At 60.8% G+C, this 25,026-nt stretch carries 26 protein-coding genes; 14 read left to right on the top strand and 12 right to left on the bottom strand.

Going from position 1 to position 25,026, the window contains the following annotated elements; genetic code table 11:
• Positions 1-8: 8 nt before the first annotated feature.
• From ACKUG4_RS08115 to hisC, 7 genes are all read left to right on the top strand, one after another.
• Positions 9-659: an MlaC/ttg2D family ABC transporter substrate-binding protein gene (locus ACKUG4_RS08115; protein WP_039769300.1), complete on the top strand. Its 651-nt coding sequence runs from the start codon at positions 9-11 to the stop codon at positions 657-659.
• On the top strand, positions 656-961 hold the full coding sequence (locus ACKUG4_RS08110) for an STAS domain-containing protein (protein ID WP_039769302.1): 306 nt from the start codon (positions 656-658) through the stop codon (positions 959-961). Before ACKUG4_RS08115 ends, ACKUG4_RS08110 begins: the two co-directional genes overlap by 4 nt.
• A gap of 115 nt (positions 962-1,076) precedes the next feature.
• Complete coding sequence (locus ACKUG4_RS08105) at positions 1,077-1,316, top strand: BolA family protein (RefSeq protein WP_039769303.1); 240 nt, start codon at positions 1,077-1,079, stop codon at positions 1,314-1,316.
• 22 nt (positions 1,317-1,338) lie between these two features.
• Positions 1,339-2,604 (top strand): UDP-N-acetylglucosamine 1-carboxyvinyltransferase, encoded by a 1,266-nt coding sequence (gene murA / locus ACKUG4_RS08100; protein ID WP_445433785.1) that lies wholly within the window; start codon positions 1,339-1,341, stop codon positions 2,602-2,604.
• A gap of 127 nt (positions 2,605-2,731) precedes the next feature.
• On the top strand, positions 2,732-3,367 hold the full coding sequence (hisG, locus tag ACKUG4_RS08095; RefSeq protein ID WP_007953554.1) for an ATP phosphoribosyltransferase: 636 nt from the start codon (positions 2,732-2,734) through the stop codon (positions 3,365-3,367).
• A 125-nt stretch (positions 3,368-3,492) separates the two neighbouring features.
• Positions 3,493-4,818, top strand: coding sequence for a histidinol dehydrogenase (hisD, locus tag ACKUG4_RS08090; RefSeq protein ID WP_064593403.1), 1,326 nt, complete (start codon positions 3,493-3,495; stop codon positions 4,816-4,818).
• A 2-nt stretch (positions 4,819-4,820) separates the two neighbouring features.
• Positions 4,821-5,873, top strand: coding sequence for a histidinol-phosphate transaminase (hisC, locus tag ACKUG4_RS08085; protein WP_445433784.1), 1,053 nt, complete (start codon positions 4,821-4,823; stop codon positions 5,871-5,873).
• 48 nt (positions 5,874-5,921) lie between these two features.
• Here hisC and ACKUG4_RS08080 read toward each other — a convergent pair whose 3' ends face one another.
• The 3 genes from ACKUG4_RS08080 to algW form a co-directional block, all read right to left on the bottom strand.
• The gene (locus ACKUG4_RS08080; RefSeq protein WP_445433783.1) at positions 5,922-6,641 is read right to left on the bottom strand and encodes a DUF4198 domain-containing protein; all 720 of its coding nucleotides are present in this window, start codon (positions 6,639-6,641) and stop codon (positions 5,922-5,924) included.
• A gap of 12 nt (positions 6,642-6,653) precedes the next feature.
• Positions 6,654-8,759 (bottom strand): TonB-dependent siderophore receptor, encoded by a 2,106-nt coding sequence (locus tag ACKUG4_RS08075; RefSeq protein WP_445433782.1) that lies wholly within the window; start codon positions 8,757-8,759, stop codon positions 6,654-6,656.
• An 87-nt stretch (positions 8,760-8,846) separates the two neighbouring features.
• Positions 8,847-10,004 (bottom strand): Do family serine endopeptidase AlgW, encoded by a 1,158-nt coding sequence (gene algW / locus ACKUG4_RS08070; RefSeq protein WP_007953548.1) that lies wholly within the window; start codon positions 10,002-10,004, stop codon positions 8,847-8,849.
• A gap of 103 nt (positions 10,005-10,107) precedes the next feature.
• On the opposite strand from algW, the gene ACKUG4_RS08065 reads away from it, so the two are divergent.
• The 3 genes from ACKUG4_RS08065 to cysN all read left to right on the top strand — a co-directional run bounded on the left by ACKUG4_RS08065 (position 10,108) and on the right by cysN (position 13,840).
• Entirely contained in the window at positions 10,108-10,866 is a 759-nt protein-coding gene (locus ACKUG4_RS08065) for a Nif3-like dinuclear metal center hexameric protein (RefSeq protein ID WP_011332485.1), read from the top strand.
• A gap of 148 nt (positions 10,867-11,014) precedes the next feature.
• On the top strand, positions 11,015-11,932 hold the full coding sequence (gene cysD / locus ACKUG4_RS08060; protein WP_007912374.1) for a sulfate adenylyltransferase subunit CysD: 918 nt from the start codon (positions 11,015-11,017) through the stop codon (positions 11,930-11,932).
• A 9-nt stretch (positions 11,933-11,941) separates the two neighbouring features.
• Positions 11,942-13,840 (top strand): sulfate adenylyltransferase subunit CysN, encoded by a 1,899-nt coding sequence (gene cysN, locus ACKUG4_RS08055; RefSeq protein ID WP_445433781.1) that lies wholly within the window; start codon positions 11,942-11,944, stop codon positions 13,838-13,840.
• 485 nt (positions 13,841-14,325) lie between these two features.
• On the opposite strand, the gene yihG is transcribed toward cysN, so the two are convergent.
• From yihG to ACKUG4_RS08040, 3 genes are read right to left on the bottom strand one after another with little or no spacing between them, the layout of a single operon-like run.
• On the bottom strand, positions 14,326-15,231 hold the full coding sequence (yihG, locus tag ACKUG4_RS08050; protein WP_445433780.1) for a 1-acylglycerol-3-phosphate O-acyltransferase, YihG family: 906 nt from the start codon (positions 15,229-15,231) through the stop codon (positions 14,326-14,328).
• 4 nt (positions 15,232-15,235) lie between these two features.
• On the bottom strand, positions 15,236-17,335 hold the full coding sequence (gene pta / locus ACKUG4_RS08045; protein WP_445433779.1) for a phosphate acetyltransferase: 2,100 nt from the start codon (positions 17,333-17,335) through the stop codon (positions 15,236-15,238).
• Positions 17,336-17,395: 60 nt separating this feature from the next.
• The gene (locus ACKUG4_RS08040) at positions 17,396-17,704 is read right to left on the bottom strand and encodes a DUF3565 domain-containing protein (protein ID WP_445433848.1); all 309 of its coding nucleotides are present in this window, start codon (positions 17,702-17,704) and stop codon (positions 17,396-17,398) included.
• Here ACKUG4_RS08040 and ACKUG4_RS08035 point away from each other — a divergent pair.
• The 3 genes from ACKUG4_RS08035 (at position 17,703) to ACKUG4_RS08025 (ending at position 20,055) form a co-directional block, all read left to right on the top strand.
• Positions 17,703-18,188, top strand: a complete 486-nt coding sequence (locus tag ACKUG4_RS08035; protein ID WP_011332490.1) for an FKBP-type peptidyl-prolyl cis-trans isomerase — start codon at positions 17,703-17,705, stop codon at positions 18,186-18,188. The genes ACKUG4_RS08040 and ACKUG4_RS08035 overlap by 2 nt on opposite strands.
• A 123-nt stretch (positions 18,189-18,311) precedes the next feature.
• Positions 18,312-18,794, top strand: coding sequence for a glutathione peroxidase (locus tag ACKUG4_RS08030; RefSeq protein ID WP_445433778.1), 483 nt, complete (start codon positions 18,312-18,314; stop codon positions 18,792-18,794).
• Between the two features lie 157 nt (positions 18,795-18,951).
• A complete protein-coding gene (locus tag ACKUG4_RS08025; RefSeq protein WP_064600676.1) occupies positions 18,952-20,055 on the top strand; it encodes an NADH:flavin oxidoreductase in 1,104 nt (367 codons plus the stop codon).
• Here the strand turns inward: ACKUG4_RS08025 and ACKUG4_RS08020 are convergent.
• Positions 20,024-21,244, bottom strand: coding sequence for a glycosyltransferase family 4 protein (locus ACKUG4_RS08020; protein ID WP_445433777.1), 1,221 nt, complete (start codon positions 21,242-21,244; stop codon positions 20,024-20,026). The genes ACKUG4_RS08025 and ACKUG4_RS08020 overlap by 32 nt on opposite strands.
• Before the next feature lie 42 nt (positions 21,245-21,286).
• Positions 21,287-22,039, bottom strand: coding sequence for a sulfate transporter CysZ (gene cysZ / locus ACKUG4_RS08015; protein WP_011332493.1), 753 nt, complete (start codon positions 22,037-22,039; stop codon positions 21,287-21,289).
• Between the two features lie 310 nt (positions 22,040-22,349).
• On the opposite strand from cysZ, the gene trxB reads away from it, so the two are divergent.
• Positions 22,350-23,312 (top strand): thioredoxin-disulfide reductase, encoded by a 963-nt coding sequence (gene trxB / locus ACKUG4_RS08010; RefSeq protein WP_039769336.1) that lies wholly within the window; start codon positions 22,350-22,352, stop codon positions 23,310-23,312.
• Between the two features lie 64 nt (positions 23,313-23,376).
• Here the strand turns inward: trxB and ACKUG4_RS08005 are convergent, their stop codons facing one another.
• The 4 genes from ACKUG4_RS08005 to folE form a co-directional block, all read right to left on the bottom strand.
• The gene (locus tag ACKUG4_RS08005; protein ID WP_011332495.1) at positions 23,377-23,715 is read right to left on the bottom strand and encodes a HopJ type III effector protein; all 339 of its coding nucleotides are present in this window, start codon (positions 23,713-23,715) and stop codon (positions 23,377-23,379) included.
• Positions 23,708-24,004 carry a DUF1244 domain-containing protein gene (locus ACKUG4_RS08000; protein WP_236189799.1) on the bottom strand — a complete coding sequence of 99 codons (297 nt, stop codon included), beginning with the start codon at positions 24,002-24,004 and terminating at the stop codon, positions 23,708-23,710. Before ACKUG4_RS08000 ends, ACKUG4_RS08005 begins: the two co-directional genes overlap by 8 nt.
• A gap of 68 nt (positions 24,005-24,072) precedes the next feature.
• The gene (gene folX, locus ACKUG4_RS07995; protein WP_007957207.1) at positions 24,073-24,444 is read right to left on the bottom strand and encodes a dihydroneopterin triphosphate 2'-epimerase; all 372 of its coding nucleotides are present in this window, start codon (positions 24,442-24,444) and stop codon (positions 24,073-24,075) included.
• On the bottom strand, positions 24,445-25,005 hold the full coding sequence (gene folE / locus ACKUG4_RS07990; protein WP_445433776.1) for a GTP cyclohydrolase I FolE: 561 nt from the start codon (positions 25,003-25,005) through the stop codon (positions 24,445-24,447). It lies immediately after the preceding gene.
• Between the last annotated feature and the right edge of the window lie 21 nt (positions 25,006-25,026).

The raw sequence follows: 25,026 nt of genomic DNA, 5'->3' as shown, positions 1-25,026 counted from the left end.
GCTTTTGAATGATCTCTACCTTGCGACGTGGCCTGTTGGTGTTGCTTGCGGCACTGCCGCTGGTGGCTAACGCCGTGGCGGCACAATCGGCGCACGATCTGGTTCAGGACACCACGAACCGGATGCTCGCCGACCTGGCGGCCAATAAAGAGAAGTACAAGCAGGATCCGCAGGATTTCTATACGGCGCTGAACACCATCGTCGGCCCTGTGGTCGATGCCGAAGGTATTTCCAAGAGCATCATGACGGTCAAGTATTCGCGCAAGGCAACCCCGGCGCAGATGAAGACCTTCGAGGAAAACTTCAAGCGCGGTCTGTTCCAGTTCTACGGCAACGCCTTGCTCGAGTACAACAACCAGGGCATCACTGTCGATGCGCCCAAGGATGAATCGGGCGACCGCACCAGTGTCGGCATGACCGTCAAAGGCAACAATGGCGCGATCTACCCTGTGCAGTACACCCTGGAGAAGATCAACGGCGAGTGGAAGCTGCGCAATGTGATCATCAACGGCATCAACATCGGCAAGCTGTTCCGTGACCAGTTCGCCGACGCGATGCAACGCAATGGCAATGATCTGGACAAGACCATCAACGGCTGGGCCGGTGAAGTCGCCAAGGCCAAGCAGTCGGCCGAGCAGAACGAGAAGCCAGCCCAATGACCGAGTCGGCCATTCGTCTGGACGAAGCCAGTGAGCTGCAGCTCAGCGGCGTGCTGGATTACCGCACCGGCCCGGATCTTCGGGAACAGGGCCGGGCGCTGATCAAGTCGTGCACCGCCCCGGCATTGGTGATCGATTGCTCGGCGGTGGAGAAGTCCAGCAGCGTCGGTCTGTCGCTGCTGCTGTGCTTCATTCGCGATGCAAAGGCCGCCGGCAAGGCGGTCAGCATCCGCGGGATGCCTGAAGACATGCGCGAAATTGCTCAGGTCAGCGAACTGACCGAGCTGTTGGCGCAACCCTGAACCCGCATCAATAGAGAAGCCCCCCGTCAGAGTCCTGCGCAGCGGGGTTCGCAGGCGCGGGGCTTTTTTGTATGATGTCCGACCCGTGCGCACAGGGCGCCGATTGAGGTTGAGCATGCAGGCCGTAGAAGTGAAGAGCTTCCTTGAAGGAAAGCTGCCAGGAACGCTGGTGGAAGTTGAAGGCGAAGGCTGCAACTTTCAGCTGAACGTGATTAGTGATGAACTGGCGGCGTTGAGCCCGGTCAAGCGTCAGCAAAGCATCTATGCCCATTTGAACCCTTGGATCGCCGATGGCAGCATCCACGCGGTCACTATGAAATTTTTCAGCAGCGCGGCCTGGGCCGAGCGCACCTGAGCCCTAGGGCGTCGAGATTCTTATGGATAAATTGATTATTACCGGTGGCGCTCGTCTTGATGGCGAGATCCGCATCTCCGGGGCGAAGAACTCCGCCCTGCCGATCCTGGCCGCCACCCTGCTGTGCGATGGCCCGGTTACCGTTGGCAACCTGCCGCACCTGCACGACATCACCACCATGATCGAGCTGTTCGGTCGCATGGGCATCGAGCCTGTGATCGACGAGAAGCTCAGCGTCGAAATCGATCCGCGCACCATCAAGACCCTGATCGCCCCGTACGAGCTGGTGAAAACCATGCGCGCGTCGATCCTGGTGCTGGGCCCGATGGTCGCGCGTTTCGGTGAAGCCGAAGTCGCTCTGCCTGGTGGTTGCGCTATCGGTTCGCGTCCGGTCGACCTGCACATCCGTGGCCTGGAAGCCATGGGCGCGGTCATCGACGTCGAAGGCGGCTACATCAAGGCCAAGGCCCCTGAAGGCGGCCTGCGCGGCGCGCACTTCTTCTTCGATACCGTCAGCGTGACCGGTACCGAGAACATCATGATGGCCGCCGCTCTGGCCAAAGGCCGTAGCGTGTTGCAGAACGCCGCCCGTGAGCCGGAAGTGGTCGACCTGGCGAACTTCCTCAACGCCATGGGCGCCAAGGTGTCCGGTGCCGGCACCGACACCATCACCATCGACGGCGTCGAGCGTCTGGGTTCGGCTTTCTACAAGGTCATGCCTGACCGTATCGAAACCGGTACCTACCTGGTGGCCGCTGCGGTTACCGGTGGCCGCGTGAAGGTCAAGGACACCGATCCGACCATCCTCGAAGCCGTTCTGGACAAGCTCCGTGAAGCCGGCGCAGAAATCACCTGTGGTGAAGACTGGATCGAGTTGAACATGCACGGCAAACGCCCGAAAGCGGTCAACGTGCGCACGGCACCATACCCGGCGTTCCCGACCGACATGCAGGCGCAGTTCATCTCGCTCAACGCCATTGCCGAAGGCACCGGTGCCGTGATCGAGACGATCTTCGAAAACCGCTTCATGCACGTCTACGAACTGCATCGCATGGGCGCCAAGATCCAGGTCGAGGGCAACACGGCCATCGTGACCGGTACTGAAATCCTCAAGGGCGCGCCAGTCATGGCTACCGACCTGCGGGCTTCGGCCAGCCTCGTGATCTCGGCCCTGATGGCTGAAGGCGATACCCTGATCGACCGCATCTACCACATCGACCGTGGTTACGAGTGCATCGAGGAAAAACTGCAGATGCTGGGCGCCAAGATCCGTCGCGTTCCGGGCTGATCGCTGCATCTGGACACAGGGAAGTGTCCGTTGAATTCGTTTTGATCGGGGGTGGCAACGCCCTCGATGTATGTCCGGCGCCGATTGCGACCGGACATGAGTACCTTGATAAGGACTGACGTTTCCCATGTTGACCATCGCACTGTCCAAGGGCCGCATCCTTGACGACACCCTGCCGCTTCTGGCCGAAGCGGGCATCGTGCCGACCGAGAATCCGGACAAGAGCCGCAAGCTGATCATCCCCACGACCCAGGAAGACGTTCGCCTGTTGATCGTGCGGGCCACCGACGTGCCGACCTATGTTGAGCATGGCGCGGCCGACCTCGGCGTTGCCGGTAAAGACGTGCTGATGGAATACACCGGCCAAGGCCTGTACGAGCCGCTGGATCTGCAGATTGCCCAGTGCAAGCTGATGACCGCCGGCAAGGTCGGCGCGGTCGAGCCCAAGGGCCGCCTGCGCGTCGCCACCAAATTCGTCAACGTCGCCAAGCGTTACTACGCCGAGCAGGGCCGTCAGGTCGACATCATCAAGCTCTACGGCTCGATGGAGCTGGCGCCGCTGATCGGTCTGGCCGACAAGATCATCGACGTGGTCGACACCGGCAACACCCTGCGCGCCAACGGCCTGGAACCCCAGGAACTGATCGCCACGATCAGCTCGCGTCTGGTCGTCAATAAAGCTTCGATGAAAATGCAACACGCCCGAATTCAGGCGTTGATCGACACCCTGCGCAAAGCAGTGGAGTCTCGACACCGCGGCTGATGTACCTGCGCGACGTTAAGTCGCGCCCGTCTATCCGCCTCATAGCCAGAATCTCAGGTGCCCAAGCGGATCGAATGGTAATTTCGGGCGCCTGAGTTTTTTGCCATTCCTATGAGGCTCTCGCTATGACCGCACCGACTGCAATTCGCCGACTCAACGCTGCTGACCCGGATTTCGCGCATCATCTGGATCATCTGCTGAGCTGGGAAAGTGTGTCTGACGACTCGGTCAATCAGCGGGTGCTGGACATCATCAAGGCTGTGCGCGAGCGCGGTGACGCGGCGCTGGTCGAGTTCACCCAGAAATTCGACGGCCTCGAAGTCGCCTCGATGGCGGACTTGATCCTGCCGCGCGAGCGTCTGGAACTGGCCCTGACCCGCATCACCGTGCCGCAACGCGAAGCGCTGGAAAAAGCCGCCGCCCGCGTACGCAGCTATCACGAAAAACAGAAGCAGGACTCCTGGAGCTACACCGAAGCCGACGGCACCGTGCTGGGTCAGAAGGTCACGCCACTGGATCGCGCCGGTCTGTACGTGCCGGGCGGCAAGGCGTCATATCCGTCGTCGGTGTTGATGAACGCGATTCCGGCCAAGGTCGCCGGCGTGACCGAAGTGGTCATGGTGGTGCCGACTCCGCGCGGCGAAGTCAACGAGCTGGTGTTGGCGGCGGCGTGCATCGCCGGCGTTGATCGGGTGTTCACTATCGGCGGCGCGCAAGCCGTTGCCGCATTGGCCTATGGCACCGAAAGCGTGCCGCAGGTGGACAAGGTTGTCGGTCCGGGCAACATCTACGTGGCGACCGCCAAGCGTCACGTGTTCGGTCAGGTCGGCATCGACATGATCGCCGGCCCGTCGGAAATCCTCGTGGTATGCGACGGCCAGACCGATCCGGACTGGATCGCCATGGACCTGTTCTCCCAGGCCGAGCACGACGAAGACGCCCAGGCGATCCTGGTCAGCCCGGACGCCGAGTTCCTCGACAAGGTCGCCGCGAGCATCGACAAACTGCTGCCGACCATGGATCGCGCAACCATCATCGAAACCTCGATCAACGGCCGTGGTGCCCTGATCCACGTGCGTGACATGACCCAGGCCATCGAAGTCGCCAACCGCATCGCCCCGGAACACCTTGAGCTGTCGGTCGCCGACCCGCAGGCCTGGCTGCCGCAGATCCGCCACGCCGGCGCGATTTTCATGGGCCGCCACACTTCCGAAGCGCTGGGCGACTACTGCGCGGGTCCGAACCACGTGCTGCCGACCTCCGGCACTGCGCGTTTCTCTTCGCCGCTGGGCGTGTACGACTTCCAGAAACGCTCGTCGATCATCTTCTGCTCCGAGGCCGGCGCTTCCGAGCTTGGCAAGACTGCATCGATCCTGGCTCGTGGCGAATCGCTGAGCGCCCACGCGCGCAGCGCCGAATACCGCATCAAAGACGAAGTGAAGGGGAACTGAACATGAGTAAATTCTGGAGCCCGTTCGTCAAGAATCTGGTGCCTTACGTGCCGGGCGAGCAGCCGAAGCTGACCCGTCTGGTCAAGCTCAACACCAACGAAAACCCGTACGGCCCGTCACCAAAAGCCCTGGCGGCGATGCAGACCGAACTCAACGACAACCTGCGCCTGTACCCGGACCCGAACAGCGATCTGCTGAAAAACGCCGTCGCCAAGTACTACGGCGTACAAAGCAATCAAGTGTTCCTCGGCAACGGTTCGGACGAAGTGCTGGCGCACATCTTCCACGGTCTGCTGCAACACGATCAGCCGATCCTGTTCCCGGACATCAGCTACAGCTTCTATCCGGTTTACTGCGGCCTTTACGGCATCACGTTCGACGCGGTGCCGCTGGATGCGCAGTTCCAGATCAACCCGGCGGACTACGCCAAGCCGAACGGCGGGATCATCTTCCCCAATCCGAACGCACCAACCGGTTGCCTGCTGGCGCTGGAAGCGGTCGAGCAGATCCTCAAGGGCAGCCCGGATTCGGTGGTGGTGGTCGACGAGGCCTACATCGACTTTGGCGGTGAAACCGCGATCAGTCTGGTCGATCGTTACCCTAACCTGCTGGTGACCCAGACCCTGTCCAAGTCCCGTTCGCTGGCGGGCCTGCGGGTCGGTCTGGCGGTCGGTCATCCAGACCTGATCGAGGCGCTGGAGCGGATCAAGAACAGCTTCAACTCCTACCCGATCGATCGCATGGGGAATGTCGGTGCGGCGGCGGCGTTCGAAGATCGCGAGTACTTCGACAAGACCTGCGCATTAGTCATCGAAAGTCGCGAATGGGTGGTTGCGCAGTTGCAGGCCAAGGGCTTTGAAGTGCTGCCGTCGGCGGCAAACTTCATCTTCGCCCGGCATCCGCAGCACGATGCGGCAGGGCTGGCGGCCAAGCTGCGGGAGCAGGGTGTTATCGTGCGCCACTTCAAGCAGGAACGGATTGCCCAGTTCCTGCGGATCTCGATCGGCACGCCGGAGCAGAATCAGGCGTTGATCGACGGTCTGGGCGAACTCTGAAACGACGCTGATCCCTGTGGGTTTCGTCTCACAGGGATCAGCGTTGGTTCATTCGTGATGCGGTTCGCCCAGGAACGTCAACGAACTGAATAACCCCCGACTGCTCACCTCTGCATTGTCCTTCACCGGCACCTCCACCTGCGCCGCAATCACATTCAATCCCTCGTTACGCACCAGCACCTGAGCGCGGCCGTCCTTGTCGGTTTCAGTGCTCAAGGTATTCGGCGCGCTGCGGTAGTCACCGATCAACTTCACGCCCGCTGCCGGTTTTCCATCCAGCAACACCCGCACCGGCAATGATTTCCCCGGGCCGACGGTCAGAGGATCGACCTCCGGCAAAATCAGCAATTTGATCTGATTGAGTTTGGGCAACTTCGCTCCCGGCTGATAAATCGCCAGGCTGTACTTGAGGGTCTCGGTCGACTCGATGGCGCCCGGTACCTTGCTGCGTCCCTCATTGATCCATTTCTTGTCGGCGGTTTGCGACCACATGCCATTGTTCAGGGCCACGGCCATTACCGCCGGCGGTTTCAGCGGTTGCAGACGTGCATGATCGGTCAGGCGTTGCACGTTGACCGGGATCATCTTGCCGCTGACGTCATATGCCCATGCACCGCTGATTTTCTGCGCTTTGAACGCGTTGTCTTCTGCGCCGTGGCCGTAGATCACTTCGATATTGCCGCGTCGTTGTTCGGTCCACAAACCATGCGCTGATGCTTGGCCAGCGAACAACGCAGCGATGATCAATAAGAGTTTGCCGAAATGCATGGTGACGTCCTTTTACAGGTTGAATGTCAGGCTGACCGCGAAATTGCGCGGCTCGCCGGGGTTGACCCAATAGTTGCTGTACGAGCGCTCGTAGTACTTTTCGTCGAACAGGTTGTTCAGGTTCAGGCCGAGAGTGACGGTGTCGCTGGCCTTGTAATGGGCCAGCAGGTCGACGGTGTGATAGGCCGGCAGCTCGAAATCGCTGCCGGACTCACCTGAGCGGTCACCGACGTAAGTGAACGCCGCGCCGATATCCGAGCCGCGCAAGCGGCCGTCCTGAAACTCGTAGACACCCAGCACACTGCCGCTGCGTTTGGCGACCCCGAGGATGCGGCTACCGGCGGGGATCGCGGCATCCCCCTTGGTCACTTCGGCGTCGATCCAGGCGAAAGCGCCGATCACCCTGACGGCGTCGGTGACTTGCCCGGTGACCTGCAGATCGAAACCCCGGCTGCGGGCCTTGCCCATGGCGCGGCTGGTATCGGTGCCCGGGTCGAGGGCGAGGACGTTTTCCTTGTCGATATGGAAGAAGGCGAGGGTGCTGCTTAAACGTTCGTCGAACAGCTCGTTCTTGATCCCGATTTCGTAACCCACGCCTTCTTCCGGATCGAAGGATTTGCCAGCCACATCGAGGCCGTTGTTCGGTTTGAATGAGGTCGAGGCGTTGGCGAACAGGCCGGTGTCCGGTGTCAGTTGATAGAGCAGGCCGGCACGTTGGGTGAGCGCGTCGTGGGTCTGGCGGCTGGTGGTGTTGCGGCTGTGGTCATCGATGGTTTGCTCGAAGTGCTCGAATCGCGCCCCGATCATCCCGCGCAGTTTTTCGCTGAAGACGATTTGATCCTGCAGGTTCAGCGCATGGCTTTCGACGTGTTCGAAGAAGTCTGTGCCGGAGCGTGCGCCGTTGGGTTTAGGCTGGCCGTACACCGGGTTATAGATATCGATGGCGTAAGGCCCGCCGGCGATGGTGGTGACGCGCTCGTTCTTGCGGAAGTTCTCGTACTCGCTGCCGATCAGCAGTTCGTGCTGCCAGGTGCCGAGGTCGAACAGGCCGTGCAGTTCCAGCTGGGTGATGCTGTCGTGCCAGTTGGTATCGCGTTCGCGATAGCGGCGGTTGACTGTGTGGCCATCGGCATTCAAAGGGCGGTTTTCGGAGGCGAATCCCCACAGTTTGCCCTCCTTGTAATGGCTGGCCAGGCGCAGTTTCCAGGCATCGTTGAGGTGGTGCTCAAGCGTGGCTTGCAGTCTGTTGTTGTGGTTGTCGATGTTGCCGTCGTTCGGCTCACCCAGGAATGTCGAGCGCGAGACGCCGCTCCATTTATTGTTTGGCGCAACGATGCCGCGGTCGAAGGTCGAGCTATGACGCACGAATTCGCTCTCCACCAGCAGGCTGGTGTCCGGGTTCAACTGCCAACTGAAAGAGGGGGCGACGAACACGCGTTTGCTGTCGACGTGATCGCGAAAGCTGTTGTTGTCCTCGACCGCGAGGTTGATCCGCGACAGCACATCACCCTGATCATCCAGCGGCGTGTTGACGTCCAGCGCGGTGCGATAACGATCCCAACTGCCGGCACTGGTTTGCAGGGTAGTGAACGCTTCGGGCTGCGGTTTCTTGGTGACGATGTTCACACTGCCACCCGGATCGCCTCGGCCGTACAGGCTGGCGGCTGGTCCTTTGAGCACTTCGATGCGCTCGATGTTGGCAGCGTCCGGTGTGCTCGGGTAACCACGGTTGGCGCTGAAGCCGTCCTGGTAAAACTCGGAGGTGGTGAAGCCGCGCACGCTGTATTCGTAAAGCGTCAGGCCGCCGAAGTTGTTTTGCTTCGACACGCCACCGGCGAAATCCAGCGCACGTTCGACGCTGGTGCTGCCCAGATCCTTCAGTACGCTGGCGGGCACCACGCTGATGGCCTGCGGAATATCGCGGATTGCGGTGTCGGTTTTGGTGGCGCTGGACGAGCGGGTAGCGCGGTAGCCTTTGACCGGACCGGTAGGGGATTCGTAATCGGAGGTGACGCTTATGGCGTCGAGTTCGAGCGTTTGCGGTTCATCGGCAAACACGGGATCGCCAAGCAGGCCAAGGGTCAGGCCGAGGAGGGAGGCCTTTTTTCGAGACGACATGTTATGTTGTTCCAATGTTCGAATTGAAACAATATAACATGCCTGTTGAGAATGTCTGTTATTCGCGCCAATGACGTGAAGAAAGTCTTACTCTTCTTTTTCCTTCACCGGCGCTGGCGGCGGACGCAGCCCGATTTCAGCCGTCAGCTTCAATTCCTTGCCATTGCGCATCACTTGAATCGTGACCTTGTCGGTCGGCTTGATCCGCGCCACCTGGTTCATCGACTTGCGGCCATCGCCGGCCGGTTCGCCGTCGATGCTGAGGATCACATCACCCAGTTGCAGGCCGGCCTTCTGCGCCGGACCATCGCGGAAAATCCCCGCCACCACGATCCCCGGACGCCCGGACAGGCCGAACGACTCGGCCAGTTCCTGGGTCAGCGGTTGCACTTCAATACCGAGCCAGCCACGAATCACCTGGCCGTGCTCGATGATCGATTTCATCACTTCCATCGCCAGTTTCACCGGGATCGCAAAACCGATGCCTTGGGAGCCGCCGGACTTGGAGAAAATCGCGGTGTTGATGCCGGTGAGGTTGCCGTTGGCGTCGACCAGCGCGCCGCCGGAGTTGCCCGGGTTGATCGCCGCGTCGGTCTGGATGAAGTCTTCGTAGTTGTTCAGGCCCAACTGATTACGGCCGGTGGCGCTGATGATGCCCATGGTCACGGTCTGGCCGACGCCGAATGGGTTGCCGATGGCCAGTGCGACGTCGCCGATGCGGATGTTGTCGGAGCGGCCGACGGTGATCGACGGCAGGGTTTTCAGGTCGATCTTCAGGACCGCGAGGTCGGTTTCCGGATCGCTGCCGATCACTCGGGCCAGGGTTTCGCGACCGTCCTTGAGCGCCACGACGATCTGGTCGGCGCCGCTGGTGACGTGGTTGTTGGTCAGGATGTAGCCTTCCGGGCTCATGATCACGCCGGAGCCGAGGCTCGATTCCATGCGCTTCTGCTTCGGCGAATTGTCACCGAAGAAGCGGCGGAACTGCGGATCCTCGAACAGCGGATGGCTCGGCTTGTTGATGACTTTGGTGGTGTAGAGGTTGACCACCGAAGGCGCGGCGATGGTCACCGCGTCCGCATAGGACACCGGCCCCTGCTGCACGCTGGTGGTCTGCGGGGCCTGTTGCAGGTTGACGTCGAGGCTCGGAAGCCCGACCCACTGCGGGTAACGCTGAATAATCAACAGAGCGATAAGCACGCCGGCCAACAGCGGCCAGCCGAAAAAACGCAGCGCCTTGAGCATTAAGCACGTCCTGGAAAAGTTGCAGGCGGGGTCAGACCGCCCATAATGTCGCGCATTATACGAGGCCGCGCGCGCCTCTGAACGGGATATTTAGGAGTCTTTCATGGCCGTCGCCCTGAGCACCCTGGTCGAAGAAGCCGACCGTTACCTTGGCAGTGCGAAAATTGCCGATTATTGCCCCAATGGCCTGCAGGTCGAGGGCCGCCCGCAAGTGATGCGTATTGTCAGCGGCGTCACTGCCAGCCAGGCGTTGCTCGATGCCGCCGTCGAAGCCGAAGCCGATCTGGTGCTGGTGCATCACGGTTATTTCTGGAAGGGCGAGAACCCGTGCATCACCGGCATGAAGCAGCGCCGTTTGAAGACGCTGCTCAAGCACGATATCAGTCTGCTCGGTTATCACCTGCCTCTGGATCTGCATCCGGATGTCGGCAATAACGTGCAACTGGCCCGTCAACTGGACATCACCGTCGAAGGGCCGCTGGACCCGGACAACCTGAAGATCGTCGGTCTGGTCGGTTCACTGAGCGAGCCGATGACTCCGCGTGACTTCGCTCGCAAAGTGCAGGAAGTCATGGGCCGCGAACCGCTGCTGGTCGAAGGCAGTGCGATGATCCGTCGGGTCGGCTGGTGCACCGGTGGCGGGCAGGGTTACATCGACAACGCCATCGCTGCCGGCGTCGATCTGTTCCTCAGCGGTGAAGCCTCCGAGCAGACATTCCACAGCGCCCGGGAAAACGACATCAGCTTCATCGCCGCCGGCCACCACGCCACCGAACGCTATGGCGTGCAGGCGCTGGGCGATTATCTGGCGAAACGTTTTGCTCTCGAGCACATCTTTATCGACTGCCCGAATCCGATCTGACTTTTGCCTGAAAGCACCCGAACGGGCAGGCATATTCATATACCCTTTCGATCTAGTTGGCGTCCTGATTAGAAGGGGGCGCTGTGCTAGGATTCCCCGCTCGAACACGGCCCGCTGGCCGTTCATAAGAAAGCTTTCGTGAGTAGCCATGGTCGACAAACTGACGCATCTGAAACAGCTGGAGGCGGAAAGCATCCACATCATCCGCGAGGTGGCCGCCGAGTTCGACAACCCGGTGATGCTGTACTCCATCGGTAAAGACTCCGCCGTGATGCTGCATCTGGCACGCAAGGCGTTCTTCCCGGGCAAACTGCCGTTTCCGGTGATGCACGTCGACACCCGCTGGAAATTCCAGGAAATGTACAAGTTCCGCGACAAGATGGTCGAAGAGCTTGGCCTGGACCTCATCACTCACATCAACCCCGATGGCGTGGCGCAGAACATCAACCCGTTCACCCACGGCAGCGCCAAGCACACCGACATCATGAAGACCGAGGGCCTGAAGCAGGCACTCGACAAGCATGGTTTCGACGCAGCCTTCGGCGGTGCCCGTCGCGATGAAGAGAAGTCCCGCGCCAAGGAGCGCGTCTACTCGTTCCGTGACAGCAAACATCGCTGGGACCCGAAGAACCAGCGTCCCGAGCTGTGGAACGTCTACAACGGCAAGGTCAACAAGGGCGAATCCATTCGTGTGTTCCCGCTGTCGAACTGGACCGAGCTGGACATCTGGCAGTACATCTACCTCGAAGGCATCCCGATCGTACCGCTGTACTTCGCCGCCGAACGCGAAGTGATCGAGAAGAACGGCACGCTGATCATGATCGACGACGAGCGCATCCTCGAGCACCTGTCCGACGAGGACAAGGCGCGCATCGTCAAAAAGAAAGTGCGTTTCCGTACCCTTGGCTGCTACCCGTTGACGGGCGCGGTGGAGTCCGAGGCCGAAAGCCTGACGGACATCATTCAGGAAATGCTCCTGACGCGAACTTCCGAGCGCCAGGGCCGGGTCATCGACCACGATGGCGCAGGCTCGATGGAAGACAAGAAACGTCAGGGTTATTTCTAAGGGGTTGTCATGTCGCACGCATCTGATTTGATCAGCGAGGACATCCTCGCCTACCTGGGCCAGCACGAACGTAAAGAGCTGCTGCGCTTTTTGACCTGCGGTAACGTCGATGACGGCAAGAGCACCCTGATCGGGCGCCTGCTGCACGACTCGAAGATGATCTACGAGGATCACCTCGAAGCCATCACCCGCGATTCGAAGAAAGTCGGCACCACCGGTGACGACATCGACCTGGCGTTGCTGGTCGACGGCCTGCAGGCCGAGCGCGAGCAGGGCATCACCATCGATGTCGCCTACCGCTATTTCTCCACCGCCAAGCGCAAATTCATCATCGCCGACACCCCCGGCCATGAGCAGTACACCCGCAACATGGCCACCGGTGCGTCCACCTGTGACCTGGCGATCATCCTGGTCGATGCCCGTTACGGCGTGCAGACCCAGACCCGCCGCCACAGCTTCATCGCCTCGTTGCTGGGCATCAAGCACATCGTTGTCGCCATCAACAAGATGGACCTCAAGGGCTTCGATCAGGGCGTGTTCGAGTCGATCAAGGCCGACTACCTGAAGTTCGCCGAAGGCTTGAAGATGAAGCCGACCAGCATGCACTTCGTGCCGATGTCCGCTCTGAAGGGCGACAACGTGGTGAACAAGTCCGAGCGCTCGCCGTGGTACACCGGCCAGTCGCTGATGGAAATCCTCGAGACCGTGGAAGTGGCGGGTGACCGCAACTTCACCGATCTGCGTTTCCCGGTGCAGTACGTCAACCGTCCGAACCTGAACTTCCGCGGTTTCGCCGGCACCCTGGCCAGCGGCATCGTCAAGAAGGGCGACGAAGTCGTGGTCCTGCCGTCGGGCAAGAGCAGCCGTGTGAAATCCATCGTCACTTTCGAAGGTGAGCTGGAGCATGCAGGTCCTGGCCAGGCGGTAACGCTGACCATGGAAGACGAGATCGACATCTCCCGTGGCGACCTGCTGGTTCACGCCGACAACGTTCCGCCAGTGACCGACAGCTTCGAAGCGATGCTGGTGTGGATGGCCGAAGAGCCGATGCTGCCGGGCAAGAAATACGACATCAAGCGCGCCACCAGTTACGTGCCGGGCTCCATCGCCAGCATCGTCAACAAGGTCGACGTCAACACCCTCGAAGAAGGCCCGGCGAGCGCGTTGCAGCTCAACGAAATCGGCAAGGTGAAGATCGCGCTCGACGCGCCGATCGCCCTCGATGGTTACGACAGCAATCGCACCACCGGCGCGTTCATCGTCATCGACCGTTTGACCAACGGCACCGTCGGCGCCGGCATGATCGTCGCTCAGCCGGCGACCCACGGTACGGCTACGCATCACGGCAAACTGGCCCATGTTGCGACCGAAGAACGCGCTCAGCGTTTCGGTCAGCAACCGGCTACCGTGCTGTTCAGCGGCCTGTCCGGCGCTGGCAAGAGCACCTTGGCATACGCGGTCGAGCGCAAGCTGTTTGATCTGGGTCGTGCGGTGTTTGTGCTGGATGGCCAGAACCTGCGTCACGATCTCAACAAGGGTCTGCCGCAGGATCGCGCCGGTCGCACCGAGAACTGGCGTCGTGCCGCGCATGTGGCGCGTCAGTTCAACGAAGCGGGTCTGCTGACGCTTGCGGCGTTTGTGGCGCCGAGTGCCGAAGGTCGTGAACAGGCGAAGGATCTGATCGGCAAGGAGCGTCTGCTGACGGTTTATGTTCAGGCTTCGCCTACTGTGTGCGCCGAGCGTGATCCGCAAGGTCTGTATGCTGCGGGTGGCGACAACATTCCGGGCGAATCCTTCCCGTATGACGTGCCGCTGGATGCTGATCTGGTGATCGACACCCAGTCGTTGTCGCTGGATGAAAGTGTGAAGCAGGTGTTGGATCTGTTGCGTAAGCGTGGCGCGATTTAAGCGTTAGCTGCCAATGAAAAGCCCGCCGATGAGTGATCATCGGCGGGTTTTTTTTGGGGTTGTTTGGGGTGAATTTCCGTTGCTGCGGTAACGGCGGCTTATGGTTTCGCCCTTACGGCGAGTCACTTTTTTCAAACGCCAAAAAAGTAACCAAAAACGCTGGGCCCCGGCGTTCGGCCCCTCGCTTTGGCTCGGTGTTCCTTCGTTCCGGGATTCATCCGGGGGCATCGCCTACGGTTTGCTTCGCTGCACCTCCTCTCGATGCATGCGGCTGCGCCGCACGGTCGCTGCGCTCCCACCCCCGGATGAATCCCTCCACTCAGCCTGCCGATGGGGCCGGCACGTCAAAAGCCTTACTCGAGCTAACGCTCATCGTGTTGAGTGGTGGGAAGCTAAAAGCGAACTGTTTTCCTGTGGGAGCCAGCCTGCTGGCGATGGCGACCTGACAGACGACCAATTTCTGTCAGGTGTTCCCACAGGGGGGATCAGCGTCGGTTGGGATAATCGCGGTGCATCTGTTCCAGCAATGCATCCTTGTCTTGCCACAGTTGGTTGATCCAGCCCTGGAATTGCAGGCGGTATTCGCCGTCCTGGTCGTAGTTCCTGCCGATGAACTGTGGTGGGATTTTCAGTTCTTCGAAGTGCACCACTACGTCTCGGACGTTGCCGCACAGCAGATCCCAGAAGCCAGGGCGTCCGCCCGGGTAGTGGATGGTGACGTTGACGATTGATTCCAGTTGTTCGCCCATCGCGTCCAGTACGAAGGCAATGCCGCCGGCCTTGGGCTTGAGCAGGTATTTGAACGGTGATTGCTGCTGCGCATGCTTGCCTTCGGTAAAGCGTGTGCCCTCGACGAAGTTGAAGATGCCTACCGGGTTGTCGCGGAATTTCGCGCAGGTCTTGCGGGTGGTTTCGAGGTCTTTGCCTTTCTTTTCCGGGTGTTTTTCCAGATAGGCTTTTGAATAGCGCTTCATGAACGGGAAGCCCAGTGTCCACCACGCCAGGCCGATGATTGGGACCCAGATCAGTTCCTGCTTGAGAAAGAACTTCAACGGCTGGATGCGCCGGTTGAGCACGTATTGCAGCACCAGAATGTCGACCCAGCTCTGATGGTTGCTGGTGATCAGGTACGAGTGCTGGTAGTCCAAGCCCTGCAGACCGCTGAGGTGCCAGCGGGTGCGGCGGACCAGGTTCATCCAGCCTTTGTTGTTGCTGATCCAGGCCTCGTGGGTGTGGCTCATCAGCCAGCGTGAGGCGCGGCGTGCGAGGTCGAACGGCAGCACTTTGATCAGCGCCACAAGAAACAGGAACGAGCACAGCAGGATCGTGTTCAGCGCCAGCAGCAGCGCGGCGATCACGCCGCGCAGGGGGGCAGGGAGAAAAGCCAGCATCGGGTCAGATATCCAGAGGTCGGTTGGCAGCCTGAATCGCGGTCAGGGCGATGGTGTAGACGATGTCGTCGACCTGCGCGCCGCGCGGCAGATCGTTCACCGGTTTGCGCAGGCCTTGCAGCATCGGGCCGAGGCTCACGCAATCGGCACTGCGTTGAACGGCCTTGTGGGTGGTGTTGCCGGTGTTCAGGTCGGGGAATACGAACACCGTGGCGCGACCTGCCACCTGGCTGTTCGGCGCCAGTTGCTGGGCCACGGTTTCGTTGGCGGCGGCGTCGTACTGCAACGGCCCGTCGATCAGCAGCGAGTGCTGTTGTTCATGGGCGAGCAGGGTGGCTTCGCGGACTTTCTCGACTTCCTCGCCAGTGGCCGATTCGCCGCTGGAGTAGCTGATCATCGCCACTCGTGGCGTGATACCGAATGCGGCGGCCGAGTCGGCGCTTTGCAGGGCGATCTCCGCCAGTTCGCTGGCGCTCGGATGCGGGTTCATCACGCAGTCGCCGTAGACCAGCACCTCTTCCGGGAACAGCATGAAGAACACCGACGACACCAGTGTGCAGCCCGGAGCGGTCTTGATCAGTTGAAGCGCCGGGCGGATGGTGTTGGCCGTGGTGTTGATGATGCCGGAGACCAGGCCGTCGACTTCATCCAGTGCCAGCATCATGGTGCCGATCACCACGGTGTCTTCCAGTTGCTGCTCGGCCATCGGCGCGTTGAGGCTTTTGCTCTTGCGCAGCGCGACCATCGGCTCGACGTAGCGCTCACGGATCAGGTCCGGATCGAGGATTTCCAGCCCCGGCGGCAGCGTGATGCCCTGAGCACGTGCGACAGCTTCGACGTCCGCCGGTTTGGCCAGCAGCACGCAACGGGCAATCCCGCGTTCCTGACAGATTGCCGCTGCCTGTACGGTGAGCGGCTCGCTGCCTTCGGGCAGGACGATACGTTTGTTGGCGGCCTGCGCGCGTTGAATCAATTGATAACGGAACACCGCCGGCGACAGGCGCATTTCCCGTGGCGTGCCACAGCGCTGGTGCAGCCAGTTGGCATCGAGGTGACTGGCGACGAAGTCGGTAATGATCTCCGCACGTTCGCGGTCATCGACGGGGATTTCCTTGTTCAGGCCGTTGAGCAGGTTGGCCGTGTCGTAGGAGCCGGTGCTCACCGACAGCACTGGCAAGCCAGCCTGCAATGCGCCACGGCACAAGTCCATGATGCGTGGGTCGGGCAGGGTGTCGCTGGTCAGCAACAGGCCGGCCAGCGGTACGCCGTTAATGGCCGCGAGGCTGACGGCGAGGATGATGTCGTCGCGATCGCCGGGGGTCACCACCAGCACGCCGGGCTTGAGCAGATCCACGGTGTTGCGCATGGTGCGCGCGCAAATGATGGTCTTGGTCATGCGCCGGGTTTCGTAGTCGCCGGCGTTGAGCACCTGGGCGCCCATCAGGTCGGCGACGTCGCGGGTGCGCGGAGCGTTGAGTTCGGGCTGGAACGGAATGCAGCCGAGCAGACGGAAATCACCTGTGCGTAGCAACGGCGAGTGCTCTTTCAGACGCGCGGCGAAGGCGTCCATGCTCTCGTCGGTCTTGACCTTGTTAAGGATCACGCCGAGGACTTTCGGGTCTTTCGGCCCGCCGAACAACTGCGCCTGCAACTCGACGCGGCCGGACAGTTCGGTCAGCACTTCGTTTTCCGGCGCCGAGACCAGAATCACCTCGGCATCCAGGCTCTTGGCCAGGTGCAGGTTGACCCGCGCGGCGTAGCTGGCGCTGCGGGTTGGCACCATGCCTTCGACGACCAGCACGTCTTTGCCGATGGCGGCCTGCTGGTAGAGGGTGATGATTTCTTCGAGCAACTCGTCGAGCTGACCGTCGCCGAGCATCCGCTCGACGTGGGCCAGGCCCAGGGGCTGCGGTGGTTTCAGGCCGTGGGTGCGCGCTACCAGTTCAGTCGAACGCTCAGGGCCGGTGTCACCCGGATGCGGCTGGGCAATCGGTTTGAAGAAGCCGACTTTCAGCCCGGCACGCTCCAGCGTACGCACCAGCCCGAGGCTGATGGAGGTCAGACCCACACCAAAGTCGGTGGGCGCGATAAAAAAAGTTTGCATGCGGATTCTCTAAGGGTGCATGGCAATGGCGATCGTCTCTGTGTGCCGATCTGCCGCAATTCAGTCGCCAAGGTTATCGCTAACCGAGCCTTGTGCGCACCAACCGCAAGCAAAGGGTTGGCCTATTTTTTCAATACGTTGCGCGGCGTCCAGGACCCAAGCCCGGGACTGCCAGGGCGGGAGGTGGCGCAGGTGCTGGGTGTGGCCGCAGGACAGCTCGGCGACCCAGTGGCCGTCCTCGTCCTGATGGAATCCGCGGACGGTCACGGGCGCCAATCCGTCCCGTCTGTCCGGGTTCTGTTCGCTTTCGGGCAAATCCTTGTTTAGACTTGTCCGTTCTTCATTCTTATGCAAAAGGTCTCGCCCCATGCTGATCGCCGCCAATAAGGCTGTCTCCATCGACTATACCCTGACCAACGACGCTGGTGAGGTCATCGACAGCTCCGCCGGCGGCGCTCCGCTGGTCTACCTGCATGGCGCAGGCAACATCATCCCGGGCCTGGAAAAAGCCCTGGAAGGTAAAGAAGTCGGCAACGATCTGGAAGTGTCCGTCGAGCCGGAAGATGCCTACGGCGAATACGCCGCCGAACTGGTCAGCACCCTGAGCCGCAGCATGTTCGAAGGCGTTGACGAGCTGGAAGTCGGCATGCAGTTCCACGCTTCGGCGCCGGACGGCCAGATGCAGATCGTCACCATTCGTGACCTGGACGGCGACGACGTGACTGTCGACGGCAACCACCCGCTGGCCGGTCAGCGCCTGAACTTCAAGGTGAAGGTCGTTGCCATCCGTGACGCCAGCCAGGAAGAAATCGCTCATGGTCACGTCCATGGCGAAGGTGGCCATCACCACTGATTTTCTGCGCTAAGCTTTCGAGTACTGGAGAGGCGCCCGAGGGCGCCTTTTTAGTCCGCGGCTGTCCTTGGTGGTCTCGCCAAGTGGCTGTTTCGAGTAGAAAACGGGAATCTGGAGTTCGTCATGAGTGCTTTTCACGACCTTAAGTTGACAGCCCTGGATGGCCAGGAGCTACCGCTGGCACCCTTCAAGGGCCAAGTCGTGCTGGTGGTCAACGTCGCCTCCAAATGCGGCTTGACCCCACAGTACGCGGCGCTGGAAAACCTTTATCAGCAATACAAAGGCAAAGGCTTCAGTGTGCTGGGCCTGCCGTGCAACCAGTTTGCCGGCCAGGAACCGGGCAGTGAGCAGGAGATCCAGGAATTCTGCAGCCTCAACTATGGCGTGAGTTTTCCATTGTCGGAAAAGCTCGAAGTCAACGGTCACGCCCGCCATCAGCTCTACCGTCTGCTGGCGGGCGAGGGCGCGGAGTTTCCCGGTGACATCACCTGGAATTTCGAGAAATTCCTGCTCGGCAAGGACGGTCGGGTACTGGCCCGGTTCTCGCCGCGCACGGCGCCGGATGATCCTTCGGTGATCACGGCGATTGAAAAAGCCCTGAGCTGAAACACAAAAATCGCAGCCATCGAGCTGCGATTTTTGTCGCCTGCCTTTTGACCCTTAATCATTCAGATCAATAGTGCTAGCGGCTGGGTGGAACTAAACATATTATCGCCGTCATATGAATCGCATGACCGTCGATCAATTTTTCGTGGAGCCTCCCATGCCTGTTCAAGCCTTGTTCAAACCCTTTCAGCTCGGTGCCCTCGAACTGCCGACCCGCGTGGTCATGGCGCCCATGACCCGCTCGTTTTCTCCAGGCGGTGTGCCCAATTCCAAAGTGATCGAGTACTACCGTCGTCGTGCGGCGGCCGGTGTCGGCCTGATCATCACCGAAGGCACCACCGTCGGCCATCAGGCTTCCAACGGTTACCCGAACGTGCCGCACTTCTACGGTGAAGCCGCGCTGGCCGGTTGGAAAAAAGTCGTGGACGCGGTTCACGCCGAAGGCGGCAAGATCGTTCCGCAACTGTGGCACGTCGGCAATGTGCGCCGTCTGGGTACCGAACCGGACGCGAGCGTGCCGGGTTACGGCCCGTCGGAAAAACTCAAGGACGGTCAGGTCGTGGTGCACGGCATGACCAAGCAGGACATTCAGGACGTGATCGCAGCCTTCGCCCAAGCGGCGAAAGATGCCCAGAGCATTGGCATGGACGGCGTGGAAATCCACGGCGCCCACGGTTACCTGATCGACCAGTTCTTCTGGGAAGGCAGCAACCAGCGCACTGACGAATACGGTGGCAGCCTGGCCAACCGTTCGCGTTTCGCCATCGAGCTGATCCAGGCCGTACGCGCGGCGGTGGGCGAAGGCTTCCCGATCATCTTCCGTTTCTCGCAGTGGAAACAGCAGGACTACACCGCGCGTCTGGTGCAAACAGCCGAAGCGCTGGGCGAGTTCCTCAAACCGTTGTCCGACGCTGGCGTGGACATTTTCCATTGCTCGACGCGCCGTTTCTGGGAGCCGGAATTCGACGGTTCCGACCTGAACCTGGCCGGCTGGACACGCAAGCTGACCGGCAAACCAACCATCACCGTCGGCAGCGTCGGCCTCGACGGCGAGTTCCTCCAGTTCATGGTCAACACCGACAAGGTCGCGCAACCGGCCAGTCTGGAAAAACTGCTGGAGCGTCTGAACAACGACGAGTTCGATCTGGTGGCGGTGGGGCGTGCGCTGCTGGTGGATCCGGACTGGGCGCAGAAAGTGCGCGAAGGCCGCGAGCAGGACATTCTGCCGTTCAGCCGTGAGGCGTTGATGACGCTGGTTTGATCGTTGTGGGAGGCTTGTCGCGCAGGTCGCGGCAAGCCCCCAACAAATGGTTTTCAAACTGTTCGACGATAGCCGCCCAACCCTGGCGGCTGGCGTGTTGGCGTGCATTCAGGCGCACGCAGCGCAACCTTTCGTCTTCTTCCAGCAGCCACGCTGCTGCCTCGCAGAACGCCTCTTCATCCCCGGGCATCGCCAGCACACCGTTGTAGCCATGGCAAATATGCTGGGCCGCCGCGGCCTGGTCGTAAGCCACCACCCCCAGGCCTGAGGCCAGCGCTTCCAGCACGACGTTGCCAAAGGTTTCGGTCAGGCTCGGAAACAGAAACACATCCCCCGATGCGTAGTGCGCCGCCAGTGCTTCGCCACGTTGCGAGCCGCAGAAAATCGCCTCGGGCAGTTCCTTTTCCAATGCCATTCGTTGCGGCCCGTCGCCGATCACGATCAGCTTCAGATTACGTTGTGGGTAAGTGCCGGCGAGCTTTTCGAAACTGCGCTTGAGCAGACCGAGGTTTTTCTCTGGCGCCAAGCGTCCTACGTGAATGACCGCAATGTCCTGCTCGCCAAGACCCCATTGCTCACGCAAGGTATTCAGGCGCTTGGCCGGGTGAAACAACTGACTGTCGACACCCCGGGACAGTAGCGCGAGGCGTTCGAAGTGGCGACGCTCCAGCTCCAGGCGCTGGCTGACGCTCGGCACCAGGGTCAGGGCCGAACGATTGTGAAACCAGCGCAGATAGTGGGTGAGCACGCGGGTCAGCAAACCCAGCCCGTACTGGTGGGTGTATTGCTGGAAATTGGTGTGAAAGCCGCTGACCACGGCAATACCGAGTCGGCGTGCCGCGCGCAGTGCCGACAGCCCGAGCGGGCCTTCGGTTGCGATATAGAGTACGTCCGGGCGCTGGCGCGTCCAGCGTCGCAGCAGTTTGTGCATCGACGACTGCCCCCATTGCAGCCCCGGATAACCCGGCAACGGCCAGCCTCGGCACAGCAGCAGCGAGTCATCTTCACTTCGCTGCGGATCGTCAGCCTGACGCGGTCGTACCAGTTCCACCCGATGCCCGCGTGCGCGCAAACCGTCGCACAAGCGGCCAAGGGTATTGGCCACGCCGTTGATTTCCGGTGGGAAAGTTTCGCTGATGAGGGTGATATGTAGAGCTGTCGTCATGGCCTCAGTGTCGGCTGAGGCCATGTCGTGGTTGTGACGTTCGGATGATGGATTTGTGACGCGGCCTCAGCGTTGCGTCACCAGATTCTCGGCCCCGCGCTCACGCACCCAGAACAGTGTCGCGCCAGCCACAGCCGCCGGCATCATCAGGATGTTGACCACCGGAATCAGCAACACCAGATAGACGATTCCGCCGAAGCTCATGCTCTGCCAGCGTTTCTGCCGCAGCCAGGCGAGCATCTCGTTCCAGCCGAGCTTGTGGTTGTCCGCCGGGTAGTCGATGTACTGGATTGCCATCATCCACACCCCGAACAGCAGCCACAGCGGCGCGGCGACGATGTTCACCACCGGGATGAACGAGAGAATGAACAGGCCGATGGCGCGGGGCAGGAAGTAACCGAGTTTGCGCATTTCCCGGGCGAGGGTGCGCGGGATCATGGCGATCAGTTCGCCCCAACTGAAGGCCGGGAAGTCGTCGGTGCCGCGCACCACCACTTCAACCTTTTCCGCGAGGAAACCGTTGAACGGTGCGGCGATCACGTTGGCCAGCATGGTGAAGGTGAAGAACACCATCAGCGCCACCAGCACCACGAACAGCGGCCACAGGATGTAGCTGAGGAAACTCAGCCATTCGGGCAGCGACGGCATCAGCGTGTCGACCCACAGGCTGAACTGGTGACCAGCCAAATAGATCAATCCGACGAACAGCACCAGATTGATGGCCAGCGGCAGCAGCACGAACAGGCGCAGGCCAGGGCTCAAGACCAGTTTGAGGCCCTCACGCAGGTATTGCGGGCCGGACAGAACAGGGGCGGGCATAAGGTGCTCCGAGCAAGGGAAAACGCGCCGACCTTACCGACTTTGCAGAACCTGTGAAAGCGCGGCAGGGGGATCGACATTCACTGTAACAAAGACGTCCATCTCGTCAGTGTGTCGGCATAGAGACCACCTATGAGCTGGATTGTTAAACCGTATTTCCTTAATCTTGCCCCCCTCGATACGCTGCACCCAACTTTTTACAGGACTGTCGAGCTCACGCCTTCCCCAAGGTTATCCACAGTCCTTTTTTATTCCCGCCGGCAGTCCGGCGTCCGGCCAGGTGTCTTGGCCGGTCAACAGGAGCAGGTTCATGTCTGAAGTCCGTCATTCGCGAGTGATCATCCTCGGTTCCGGCCCTGCCGGTTACAGCGCTGCCGTCTACGCTGCCCGTGCCAACCTCAAGCCGCTGCTGATCACCGGCATGCAGGCCGGCGGTCAATTGACCACCACCACCGAAGTCGACAACTGGCCGGGCGACGTCCACGGCCTGACCGGTCCGGTGCTGATGGAGCGCATGCGCGAGCACGCCGAGCGTTTTGAAACCGAGATTGTCTTCGATCACATCAACGCTGTGGACTTCGCTTCCAAGCCATACAGCCTGACCGGCGACAGCGGCACCTACACCTGCGACGCGCTGATCATCGCCACTGGCGCCAGCGCTCGTTACCTGGGCCTGCCGTCGGAAGAAGCGTTCATGGGCAAAGGCGTTTCGGCCTGCGCGACCTGCGACGGTTTCTTCTATCGCAACAAGCCGGTGGCCGTGGTCGGTGGCGGCAACACTGCTGTGGAAGAAGCGCTTTACCTGGCGAACATCGCCAGCAAGGTCACCCTGATTCACCGTCGCGAAACCTTCCGCGCCGAGAAGATCCTGATCGACAAGCTCAACGCCCGTGTGGCCGAAGGCAAGATCGAGCTGAAGCTGAACGCGACCCTGGACGAAGTGCTGGGTGACAACATGGGCGTGACCGGTGCGCGTCTGAAGAACAACGACGGCAGCTTCGACGAAATCAAGGTCGACGGCGTGTTCATCGCGATCGGCCACACCCCGAACACCTCGCTGTTCGAAGGTCAGCTGGAGCTGAAGGACGGTTACCTCGTCGTTCAGGGCGGCCGTGAAGGCAACGCCACCGCGACCAGCGTCGAAGGCATCTTCGCTGCCGGCGACGTGGCCGACCACGTTTACCGTCAGGCTATCACCTCGGCCGGCGCCGGTTGCATGGCGGCACTGGACACCGAGCGTTACCTGGACGGTCTGCAGAACGCTTCGTTCTAAGATCGCAGAAACGAAAAAACCGGCCAATTGGCCGGTTTTTTCATGCCTGCGATTCGCTCGGGAATCAGCGGCGGGTCAGCGGTTGCGCTTCGAATTTCACGCCCGCCAGACCGTGCTGGATCAGCGCACGGATATTGCCGTGATCGCTGCCTTCAGGCGTTGCCACGACCGAACGGTAGTGTTCGCCGAACGCCAGCAGTGCTTCTTCATCGCTCAAGCCTTCCAGCAACGCCAGACCCAGGGTCTTGCACGAACCTTCGTTCTGCCCGGCGGCGTTCTCCACGCCGCCGTTGTTGAACGCCTGCGGCTGGTAGTCGTAACCGGCGGCGATGAACGACAGGGTGTCGGCAAAAACGTGTTCGCCGCTCTTGAGGCTGGCGCGCAGGGTGTTCAGATCACTCATGGGGTTTTCCTTTGGCGAACGCCGCTTGCTGTTCGGCGCTGGCTTCTTGCTGATATTGGGCTTTCCACTCGGCGTACGGCATGCCGTAAACCACTTCACGGGCATCGTCGAGGCTGATCTCGATCTGGCGTTGGTCGGCTTCGGCCTTGTACCACTTGGACAGGCAGTTGCGGCAGAACCCGGCGAGGTTCATCAGGTCGATGTTCTGCACGTCCTTGCGGCTGTCCAGGTGGGCGACCAGCCGGCGGAAGGCGGCGGCTTCGAGTTCGAGGCGTTGTTGCTCGGTCATGATGGGCTCTGTGCAGTCAAATCGTGGCGCGGATGATAAAAGTCTGACGCCCGGAGCGCCAGACACGTTCAGCGGCTGGCGGCGAGGGTGATCGACACCGACTCGGCAAAACGCAAGGCATGCGGTTTGTCGACTTCGACTTCCGCGTACAGCACCGATTCGTTGGCCATCACCAGATCCAGCAGCTCCTGGGTCAGGCGTTCGAGCAGCGCGAAGCGGTTGCCTTCCACGTGGGCGATGATCGCCTTGGTGATGGTGCGGTAGTTCAGCGCGTGGTCGATGTCGTTGTCACGCACCGCTTCCTGCGCGGCGTACAGGATGGTCAGGTTGATCAGCACATCCTGCTTGTTGAGGATTTCGTCCTCGTTGATCCCGATAAAGGTGCGCAGGCGCAGATCCTTGACCCGGATGCGCGCCATTCCCGGTTGAAGTTGTGGCATTTATTTGCTCCGTCCAATCAATTGCAGGAACTCCTGGCGGGTGTTGCTCGACTCGCGGAAGGCGCCGAGCATGACCGAGGTGTTCATGGTCGAATTCTGTTTCTCGACACCGCGCATCATCATGCACATGTGCCGGGCTTCGATGACCACCGCGACACCGGCGGCATCGGTGACTTGCTGGACCGCCTCGGCGATCTGGCGGGTGAGGTTTTCCTGGATCTGCAGGCGGCGGGCGAACATGTCCACCAGTCGCGCGATCTTCGACAGCCCCAGCACCCTGCCCGTCGGAATATAAGCCACATGGGCCTTGCCGATGAAGGGCAGCAGGTGATGTTCGCACAACGAATAGAGCTCGATGTCGGCGACGATGATCATCTCGTCGGTGTCGGAGGCAAACAGCGCGCCATTGACGATCTCTTCAACGCTCTGTTCGTAGCCGTCACACAGATACTGCATGGCCTTGGCCGCCCGCGCCGGTGTGTCTAGCAGTCCTTCGCGGTCAGGGTTTTCACCGAGACCGATCAGGATCTCGCGGTAATGCTCGGGCAGGGAACGGGTCATGGAGCATCCTCGCGGGGGCGT

It is taken from the genome of Candidatus Pseudomonas auctus, from assembly GCF_048654275.1.
GTDB lineage: Bacteria > Pseudomonadota > Gammaproteobacteria > Pseudomonadales > Pseudomonadaceae > Aquipseudomonas > Aquipseudomonas pharyngis.
Note: the sequence above shows the minus strand (reverse complement) of the source record. Positions and strands in the feature narration are given on the sequence as shown.

Coding starts and splice junctions, on each gene's coding strand:
- ACKUG4_RS08115 (WP_039769300.1), top strand. CDS start 9: ATGATCTCTACCTTGCGACGTGGCCTGTTGGTGTTGCTTGCGGCACTG.
- ACKUG4_RS08110 (WP_039769302.1), top strand. CDS start 656: ATGACCGAGTCGGCCATTCGTCTGGACGAAGCCAGTGAGCTGCAGCTC.
- ACKUG4_RS08105 (WP_039769303.1), top strand. CDS start 1,077: ATGCAGGCCGTAGAAGTGAAGAGCTTCCTTGAAGGAAAGCTGCCAGGA.
- murA (WP_445433785.1), top strand. CDS start 1,339: ATGGATAAATTGATTATTACCGGTGGCGCTCGTCTTGATGGCGAGATC.
- hisG (WP_007953554.1), top strand. CDS start 2,732: ATGTTGACCATCGCACTGTCCAAGGGCCGCATCCTTGACGACACCCTG.
- hisD (WP_064593403.1), top strand. CDS start 3,493: ATGACCGCACCGACTGCAATTCGCCGACTCAACGCTGCTGACCCGGAT.
- hisC (WP_445433784.1), top strand. CDS start 4,821: ATGAGTAAATTCTGGAGCCCGTTCGTCAAGAATCTGGTGCCTTACGTG.
- ACKUG4_RS08080 (WP_445433783.1), bottom strand. CDS start 6,641: ATGCATTTCGGCAAACTCTTATTGATCATCGCTGCGTTGTTCGCTGGC.
- ACKUG4_RS08075 (WP_445433782.1), bottom strand. CDS start 8,759: ATGTCGTCTCGAAAAAAGGCCTCCCTCCTCGGCCTGACCCTTGGCCTG.
- algW (WP_007953548.1), bottom strand. CDS start 10,004: ATGCTCAAGGCGCTGCGTTTTTTCGGCTGGCCGCTGTTGGCCGGCGTG.
- ACKUG4_RS08065 (WP_011332485.1), top strand. CDS start 10,108: ATGGCCGTCGCCCTGAGCACCCTGGTCGAAGAAGCCGACCGTTACCTT.
- cysD (WP_007912374.1), top strand. CDS start 11,015: ATGGTCGACAAACTGACGCATCTGAAACAGCTGGAGGCGGAAAGCATC.
- cysN (WP_445433781.1), top strand. CDS start 11,942: ATGTCGCACGCATCTGATTTGATCAGCGAGGACATCCTCGCCTACCTG.
- yihG (WP_445433780.1), bottom strand. CDS start 15,231: ATGCTGGCTTTTCTCCCTGCCCCCCTGCGCGGCGTGATCGCCGCGCTG.
- pta (WP_445433779.1), bottom strand. CDS start 17,335: ATGCAAACTTTTTTTATCGCGCCCACCGACTTTGGTGTGGGTCTGACC.
- ACKUG4_RS08035 (WP_011332490.1), top strand. CDS start 17,703: ATGCTGATCGCCGCCAATAAGGCTGTCTCCATCGACTATACCCTGACC.
- ACKUG4_RS08040 (WP_445433848.1), bottom strand. CDS start 17,704: ATGGGGCGAGACCTTTTGCATAAGAATGAAGAACGGACAAGTCTAAAC.
- ACKUG4_RS08030 (WP_445433778.1), top strand. CDS start 18,312: ATGAGTGCTTTTCACGACCTTAAGTTGACAGCCCTGGATGGCCAGGAG.
- ACKUG4_RS08025 (WP_064600676.1), top strand. CDS start 18,952: ATGCCTGTTCAAGCCTTGTTCAAACCCTTTCAGCTCGGTGCCCTCGAA.
- ACKUG4_RS08020 (WP_445433777.1), bottom strand. CDS start 21,244: ATGGCCTCAGCCGACACTGAGGCCATGACGACAGCTCTACATATCACC.
- cysZ (WP_011332493.1), bottom strand. CDS start 22,039: ATGCCCGCCCCTGTTCTGTCCGGCCCGCAATACCTGCGTGAGGGCCTC.
- trxB (WP_039769336.1), top strand. CDS start 22,350: ATGTCTGAAGTCCGTCATTCGCGAGTGATCATCCTCGGTTCCGGCCCT.
- ACKUG4_RS08005 (WP_011332495.1), bottom strand. CDS start 23,715: ATGAGTGATCTGAACACCCTGCGCGCCAGCCTCAAGAGCGGCGAACAC.
- ACKUG4_RS08000 (WP_236189799.1), bottom strand. CDS start 24,004: ATGACCGAGCAACAACGCCTCGAACTCGAAGCCGCCGCCTTCCGCCGG.
- folX (WP_007957207.1), bottom strand. CDS start 24,444: ATGCCACAACTTCAACCGGGAATGGCGCGCATCCGGGTCAAGGATCTG.
- folE (WP_445433776.1), bottom strand. CDS start 25,005: ATGACCCGTTCCCTGCCCGAGCATTACCGCGAGATCCTGATCGGTCTC.